Origin of the sequence: Streptomyces sp. Ru71 (assembly GCF_002920535.1) — a bacterium.
Classification (GTDB): domain Bacteria; phylum Actinomycetota; class Actinomycetes; order Streptomycetales; family Streptomycetaceae; genus Streptomyces.
The window spans coordinates 136,601-143,974 of record NZ_PQSS01000013.1; the positions used below are offsets into that span (position 1 = coordinate 136,601).

Annotated in this window: 6 protein-coding genes and 1 pseudogene; 5 read left to right on the forward strand and 2 right to left on the reverse strand. The window is 68.3% G+C overall.

The genetic code is table 11. The annotated features are described in order from the left end of the window. The first annotated feature begins 4 nt into the window (after positions 1-4). The 5 genes from C3489_RS11350 to C3489_RS11370 all read left to right on the forward strand — a co-directional run bounded on the left by C3489_RS11350 (position 5) and on the right by C3489_RS11370 (position 5,292). Positions 5-1,480: an NAD-dependent succinate-semialdehyde dehydrogenase gene (locus tag C3489_RS11350; protein WP_258054650.1), complete on the forward strand. Its 1,476-nt coding sequence runs from the start codon at positions 5-7 to the stop codon at positions 1,478-1,480. 59 nt (positions 1,481-1,539) lie between these two features. Continuing rightward, entirely contained in the window at positions 1,540-2,214 is a 675-nt protein-coding gene (locus C3489_RS11355) for a GntR family transcriptional regulator (RefSeq protein WP_219821946.1), read from the forward strand. A gap of 51 nt (positions 2,215-2,265) precedes the next feature. Then, positions 2,266-3,654, forward strand: a complete 1,389-nt coding sequence (locus C3489_RS11360; RefSeq protein WP_103781619.1) for an aspartate aminotransferase family protein — start codon at positions 2,266-2,268, stop codon at positions 3,652-3,654. Between the two features lie 21 nt (positions 3,655-3,675). Beyond that, positions 3,676-4,059 (forward strand): tRNA-binding protein, encoded by a 384-nt coding sequence (locus C3489_RS11365; protein ID WP_103781620.1) that lies wholly within the window; start codon positions 3,676-3,678, stop codon positions 4,057-4,059. Between the two features lie 702 nt (positions 4,060-4,761). Then, entirely contained in the window at positions 4,762-5,292 is a 531-nt protein-coding gene (locus C3489_RS11370) for a DUF6417 family protein (RefSeq protein ID WP_146075309.1), read from the forward strand. An 88-nt stretch (positions 5,293-5,380) separates the two neighbouring features. Here the strand turns inward: C3489_RS11370 and C3489_RS40015 are convergent. Together C3489_RS40015 and C3489_RS11380 are read right to left on the reverse strand one after the other, a co-directional pair. Further along, a pseudogene (locus tag C3489_RS40015) lies at positions 5,381-6,138 on the reverse strand (hypothetical protein). 163 nt (positions 6,139-6,301) lie between these two features. Continuing rightward, entirely contained in the window at positions 6,302-6,796 is a 495-nt protein-coding gene (locus C3489_RS11380) for a lamin tail domain-containing protein (protein WP_103781623.1), read from the reverse strand. Between the last annotated feature and the right edge of the window lie 578 nt (positions 6,797-7,374).

The following is a 7,374-nucleotide window of genomic DNA, read 5'->3' on the forward strand; positions in this document are numbered from 1 at the left end:
CCACATGGCAGACACGAAGACGGACGTCATCGCGAACGTTCCCCGGCAGCTGTTCATCGGGGGCCAGTGGGTCCCGGCGTCCGACGGCCGTACCTTCGGCGTGGAGAACCCCGCCACCGAGACCCAGCTGTGCGAGATTGCCGACGCGGGTGCCGCCGACAGCGCCCGCGCGGTCGAGGCTGCGGTGGCCGCGCAGGAGTCCTGGGCCCGGACCGCTCCGCGGGCGCGCAGCGAGATCCTGCGCCGAGCCTACGAGCTGATCGTGAAGCGCACCAACGAGCTGGCGCTGCTGATGACGCTGGAGATGGGCAAGCCGCTCGCCGAGGCACGCGGTGAGGTGGCATACGCTGCCGAGTTCTTCCGCTGGTTCTCCGAGGAGGCCGTCCGTATCGACGGCGGTATGTCGACCACACCCGACGGGCGCAACCGCATCATGGTGACGCGACAGCCGGTCGGCCCCTGCATGCTGATCACCCCGTGGAACTTCCCGCTGGCGATGGGCACCCGCAAGATCGGGCCCGCGGTCGCCGCCGGCTGCACCATGATCCTCAAGCCGGCTCCCCAGACGCCGCTGTCCAGCCTCGCACTGGCCCGCATCCTGCAGGAGGCAGGGCTGCCCGACGGCGTGCTCAACGTCGTCACCACCACCCGCGCACAGGACGTGGTCGAACCGGCCCTGCGCGGCGGCCGCATCCGCAAGCTGTCCTTCACCGGCTCCACCGCCGTTGGCCGCCTACTGCTCGCGCAGTGCGCGGACACGGTGGTTCGCACGTCCATGGAGCTGGGCGGCAACGCGCCCTTCATCGTCTTCGAGGACGCAGACCTCGATGTCGCCGTCGAAGGCGCCATGACGGCCAAGATGCGCAACATGGGCGAGGCGTGCACGGCAGCGAACCGGCTGTTCGTCCACCGCAGCATCGCCGACGAGTTCGCCGAGCGCCTCGCCTCGCGCATGGCCGCCCTCACCGTCGGCCCCGGCACCCGCGACGGTGTCCACGTTGGCCCCCTCATTGACGCCGCCAGCAAGCAGAAGGTCGTCTCGCTCGTCGAGGACGCACTCGCCAAGGGCGCCAAGGTCGTTGCCGCAGGTGTGACGCCGCAGGACACCGGCCACTTCTACCCGCCGACCGTGCTCGCCCAGGTCAGCCCCGACAGCGCCATGCTGACCACCGAGATCTTCGGTCCCGTGGCCCCGGTCATCGCCTTCGACGACGAGGACGAGGCCGTACGCCTGGCCAACGACACCGACTGGGGACTTGTCGGCTACGTTTTCACCCAGGACCTCGACCGCGCCCTGGACGTCAGCGAGCGCCTGGAGGTAGGCATGGTCGGCCTGAACACCGGCCTGGTCTCCAACCCGGCCGCGCCCTTCGGCGGTGTCAAGCAGTCCGGCCTGGGCCGCGAAGGCGGACGTGTGGGCATCGAGGAGTTCCTGGAGTACAAGTACATCGCCACTCCTGTGCGGGACCGGTCCGCGTGATGAGTAGCGTCATGTCTGCCAGCTCCGTCTCGAGGGAACCGCGCAAGGGGGCAGGAGCCGTGTCGCAGCCGGGACTCGACGAACTCACCCCGGTCAACCTGCAGAGCACTCCCGCCCTCATCGCCGACCGGCTGCGGGAGAAGATCGTCGCCGGCGCCTTCGCGCCGGGCAGCAGGATGATCGAGCCGCAGCTTGCGACGCGCCTGGGCGTCAGCCGTGGCCCGGTGCGGGAGGCACTCCAGCGGCTGGTGCAAGAAGGGCTGCTGACCAACATCCCGAACCGGGGCGTGTTCGTCGTCGAACTGGACGCCGCCGACATCAAGGACATCTACACCGCCCGGCGCGCGATCGAACGCGAGGCGGCCACCCAGCTGCACCGCAGCAAGACCCAGGCCCACCTGGACCGCCTCGCGACCGTGGTCGAGGAGATGCGTTCCTCGGCGGGCCGTGGCGACAGCCGTCTCGTCGCCGAGATGGACCTGGCCTTCCACAGCGCTCTCGTCGAGGCCGCCGAGAGCCCGCGGCTCAGCAGGATGTTCACCACCCTGCTTGCCGAGACCCGCATCTGCCTGGCCAGCCTCATGGACTTCTACCCGGAGCCGGACCTGCTCGTCGCCGAGCACCAGCAGCTCCTCGCCCTGCTCCAGGGCGAAGACGAACAGGCCCTGCTGGACGCCGTCAACGCCCACCTGGATTCGGCCGTGCGCGACCTGACCCGCGCCGGCCAGAACTGACGTCACCACCCGCTCCGCGTGTGCCCGCCCATACCCTTGGAGAGATCCCGCATGCCCTCCACCACCCTCAATGCTGCCCAGCTGCAGACAGCAGCCCGCGACCACCTCCTCCTGCACTTCGGTCAGCACGCCAACCTGCGCCACGGCCAGGACGTCTTCCTGCCCGAACGCGGCGAAGGCGTCTACCTCCACGACGCGACCGGGAAGCGCTACATCGACGGCCTGTCTGCCCTGTTCTGCGCCCAGCTCGGCTACTCCTACGGCCCCGAGTTCGCCAAGACGGCGGAACGACAGCTCAGCCGCCTGCCCTTCAGCACCCTGTGGAACACCGCGCACCCCGCTGCCATCGAGCTGGCCGAGCGCCTCGCAGCCCTTGCCCCCCACGGCATCAACCGCGCCTTCTTCACTTCCGGCGGCTCGGAGTCTGTGGAGTCCGCATGGAAGCTCGCCCGCATGTACCACCTGGCCCAGGGACAGCCCCAGCGCACCAAGGCCGTCGCCCGCCGCACCGCGTACCACGGCCTGACCATGGGGGCCCTCGCGCTGACGGGCATCCCTGCTCTCAAGGAGCCCTTCGGCACACCCGCCTTCGAGGTGACCCACGCCCCCAACACCAACCGCTACCGCACTACCGATATCGACGAGGACACCTTTACCTTGCGGCTGCTCGCTGAGACCGAGGCAGCCGTGCTGGAGGCGGGACCGGACCAGGTGGCGATGCTGATCGCCGAACCCGTGCAGAACGCCGGCGGCTGCTTCACGCCTCCGGATGGCTACTGGGCGGGGCTCCGGGCGATGGCGGACCGGTACGGCTTCCTGCTGGTCGCGGACGAAGTCATCACCGGCTTCGGCCGCATCGGTGAGTACTTCGCTGTGTCCAAGTACGGCGCCGTCCCCGACATGATCACCACAGCGAAGGGCCTCACCTCGTCCTACGCCACACTCGGCGCCGTCCTGGTCTCAGACAAGGTGGCCGAGCCTTTCTACGACGACGGCGTGACCCTTCTGCACGGGCTCACCTTCGCCGGACACCCCGTCGCCGCCGCCACCGCCCTGACTAACCTTGACATCTTCGAGCGGGACGGCGTTCTCGACAACGTACGGACCCTGACCGGCCACCTCCACAAGCGACTCTCGGAGCTGACCGAACTGGACATCGTCGGCGACGTACGCGGCGACGGCTTCTTCTGGGCCATGGAACTGGTCGACGGACCGGACGGCTGCCGGTTCGACATCGACCGCAAGAACAATCTGGTCAAGAAGTTCCTCCCCGCCCGCCTGCGCGATCTCGGACTCCTTTCCCGCGCGGACGACCGCGGCGACCCGGTCGTGCAGATCGCACCGCCGCTGGTCGCCACACAGGAGGAACTCGACCGCATCGTCAACCTGCTGGGCCAGGCCCTGGCGGACGCAGACCGCCACTTCCTGCACAACCGCTGACTGCCCTTCAAGGATCAGGACATGCCGAACACCAACACCACCGCACCGGCCACCACCCAGCCCCCCGCCAAACCCCAAGCAGCCCCCGACCAGTTCTTCGCAGTCGATATCCGCGTGGGCCGTATCACGGACGTCGAGGCGTTCCCGGAAGCCCGCCGTCCCGCCTGGAAACTCACCGTCGACTTCGGCTCTGAGATCGGCGCCCTGCGTACGAGTGCACAGGTCACCAACTACAGCCGTGACGAACTCCTTGAGCGTCTCGTTGTCGGCGCGGTCAACCTCGGCTCTAAGCGCATCGCCGGCTTCAAGAGCGAGTTCCTGGTCCTCGGCGCCCAGGACGGGGACGGCACGATCCACCTGCTGGACCCCGGGACCGGCGTAAGCCCGGGCGACGTCATCTGCTGACATCGACGCGACCACAAACCGGCCGCCCTCAGGACTCTCACTGGCACCTGTAGCTGTGGTCGGCTGTCGAACAGCGCTGGAAGCAGCTTCTTCCTGGCACTCTAAGAAGGACGGGACGGCCCCGAAAAGCGCCTTTGGCATGGAGCCGAAGCGCTACTAGGGGCGGTTCCTGGAACCGCCGGGGTTCAACGGGCCCTCATCCTTCTACGGCCTCGGGATTGGTGAGTCGCATCCGCGGTTGACGCAGAGTGACGGCCGTGCGGAATCGCGACAGCTCAATCTGCGAGCTCAGCAGACGGGGCCGTTGCCAGTATGGCATCCCCCTCATACTCGCCTTACAGTTGCGTGTTCGAACCGGTGGGCCATCGACCAGTCCGGCAGGCGAATCAAAGCGCCTGCCGCGCCAGATGGCGGCAGGACGATCAGTCGGGTTCACTCATGAGACCTGTTCTCGGCTCGTGTGGCTGAGCCGCCGTGCTCGAAGCCTGTCACGTTGGCGATGACTGTCCACGCAGGCCCGGAACCCAAGCGGCCAGCTCGGCGTGCCGCCCGGCCTCGCTCGGCCGTTCGCATATCGGTGATCCTTTCTGTCTGCGCGCGTGTCCCGGCCGTTAGCTCCTACTGTCGGTTCGATCAGTGGCAGCGAACAAGGGTGGTGGGGGAGGCGTGCGGGGGAGGAAGGCATGGTTGGAGGCGCTTCGGGTGCTGCGCGAGCTGGAGCGGGACCGTGAGCACGGCTGGGTGCCGGCGAGCAGTCTGGCTTCAGCCGAGCAGCGGGCGGTGGATGCTGCGGCGGGCCGGGGCCTGGTGGAGCTGGCCGACCGGGAGATGCGTGCGGAGCTGTCCGTGTACGAGGGGCGGCCGATTCTTTGGGCGGCCCGGCTCAGTGCCCACGGTCACGACGTTCTCACCTACATCGATGCCAGCCCGGCGCCCGCGCACCAGCAGCAGGGTGCGGAAGGGGAGCGGCTGGTCGAGCTGTACCGGCAGGAGATGGAGGCCTTGCGCCTGTACGTGCATATCGGTGAGCGGATGCGAGTCCCGCCGGCCGAGGGTTTGGCGCAGAGGGTGCGCGCCGCGCGCCAGCTGGGTAACCGCTGGTCGCTGTGGCTGACCGAAGAGCAGGTGGAGTCTGTGGCCTACGTCTTCTACCTTCGCTCGATGGGCGGTTCTGTCGCGGAGGCGAACCGGTTCGTTCGTGAGTACGGCGTCGCCTTCCTTACGGATGAGTAGCCGCAGCGACTCCTCCCTGTCGTGCTCACACCCGCGCTGGGATGTCCGAAGCCCAGTACCCGCCGCTCCTCTTCACACAGAGAATCGCTCAAGGGATGTTGAACAGCGCGTACTCGAGCAGGTCGACACTCGCGCCACAGGGCCAGGCATCAGTGTCGGCGAGTTGGTGGGCGGCCGCCTGCATGAAGGACAGGTAGACCTGGTAACGGTGGGGCGACCAGTCCCAATCGGCCCATACCCAGGCCGCGATGGAGCCGTCCGGATCGTGACCGGTTTCCCGGCCGACGGCTGCCGCGATCGTCCGCAGTCGCCCGGACAGCACGCGATCGAGGATGAGCGGTTGCGGGCCCTGACTCGTCGGTGCCGCTTGACTGACGAAGTACAGGAACTTGGTGAAAAAGACGGCCCGAACTCCGGGACCCGCCTATGCAACGCAGCGTAAGCCGCTCGTGCGCCCTGCTTAGCGAGCGCCGTAACCGCACCGGCGAGGGCCGCATCGAGCCGCTCAGCTGCCAGGATCCTGTGCAGCGTTGCCGCTCCGCTGCCGCGAGGAGTGCCGCGCTTGCCCTTTCCCCACACATAGGCCGCGACCAACGCTTCTCGGAAGGCTTCGCGGCGCAGCGCATCGGCGACGATCGCGGTAACTTCCGCCCGGCTGATCGCGGCATCGTCGGCGTGGGAAGCGGAAGCCAGCCCCGCAGGCCAAGGGGCGATCTGTGCCCACCTGCTTGGCGTGTAGAGCACCGCGTGCGTGCCGGGCGTCCCATCCGTACACGTCCCGGCGTGCGTGCCCCACCAGGCGCCCAATGCCGTCACGACGGCGTCGGGAAGAAGACGGTGGGCCATCTCCCGGTCGACCGCGTCTGCCCGACCCTGTCGGTCCACTCAGCCACCCCATAATCATCCGAAACCACCTGTCACGCCCCACGCCCAGACCACGGCGGAAGGCGCCGCAGGGGCCGGCAGGGTGAGGAACACCCTGCCGGCCGGTGTCCTGCTGGTCCCGCCTTTAGCCGTGGTAGGTGATGTAGCCGTTGCCGTCGCGGTCGTTGTCACGCTTGGTGTAGGAGTGGACGTCGGCACGGGCACCGCCGGGCTTGTTCAGGTAGATGGTGTCCTTGTCGTTGTTCCAGATGAAGTTGCAGTTCTGCCGGTAGACGACGTTGTCGCGGTCGGAGTCGGTGCCGCGGCCGCCGCGCAGTTGGACGTAGTCGCCGGGTTCGAGGGTGTGGCTGGCGGTGAAGGCGAACTTGTTGCCTGCGGCGTCCTTGACGACGTAGCCCTTGAGGTTAACGTTCGTACGCGAGTAGTTCTTGATCGTCAGGTATTCGTTCTTGGTGTTGCCGCCGTTGCAGCGGTTGTCGTCGCGGCCGGGTGCGTCGTACTGGATGCCCTTGATCTTCAGGGCCGAGGAGTACTCGGCGGCCTGGGCGGGCGCGGCGGCGAGTGCGGCCAGAAGTCCAGCGGATGCGGCAGTGGCCAGGGCGGCGTAGCGGGTGCGCATGAGGTGATCCCCCCTCAGTTGTGCCTGTAGTGCGGTCGAGAGCCTACCGGTTGTGATCACTGGGGGTTGGGGCCGCGGAGAAATTGTGAAGTCGAGAGCGCGGGCTGGGGATGACTGGCCCGTTCGCGCCCTGCACGTCAGGTGCCCGCATGCGCGGGGAGCAGGGGTTCGCGGCCAGCTGCCCCATGACGGGCGTGGGACCATCCCCACATGCGCGGGGAACAGACCGTCGGCCTGCCCGCCGTCATCGCCTTCGCGGGACCATCCCCGCATGCGCGGGGAGCAGACCAAGGTCTCCGACCTCGCCAACACATTCGAGGGATCATCCCGCATGCGCGGGGAGCAGGACGGTCCCGCTCCGGCCCGGCGGCGGCAAAGGGACCATCCCCGCATGCGCGGGGAGCAGACCCTGGACGCGGCGGCTCCTGCCTTCGCTCCGGGACCATCCCCGCATGCGCGGGGAGCAGGTCCTGCGGAGGTGCCCCTTGCCCCCTCCCAAGGGACCATCCCCGCATGCGCGGGGAGCAGACCGTGCACAAGGCCCCGCAGTCGCGGGACCGGGGACCATCCCCGCATGC

What these genes read in the sequence shown, in the direction of transcription:
- C3489_RS11350 (WP_258054650.1), top strand. Translation starts at nt 5, where the DNA reads ATGGCAGACACGAAGACGGACGTCATCGCGAACGTTCCCCGGCAGCTG.
- C3489_RS11360 (WP_103781619.1), top strand. Translation starts at nt 2,266, where the DNA reads ATGCCCTCCACCACCCTCAATGCTGCCCAGCTGCAGACAGCAGCCCGC.
- C3489_RS11365 (WP_103781620.1), top strand. Translation starts at nt 3,676, where the DNA reads ATGCCGAACACCAACACCACCGCACCGGCCACCACCCAGCCCCCCGCC.
- C3489_RS11380 (WP_103781623.1), bottom strand. Translation starts at nt 6,796, where the DNA reads ATGCGCACCCGCTACGCCGCCCTGGCCACTGCCGCATCCGCTGGACTT.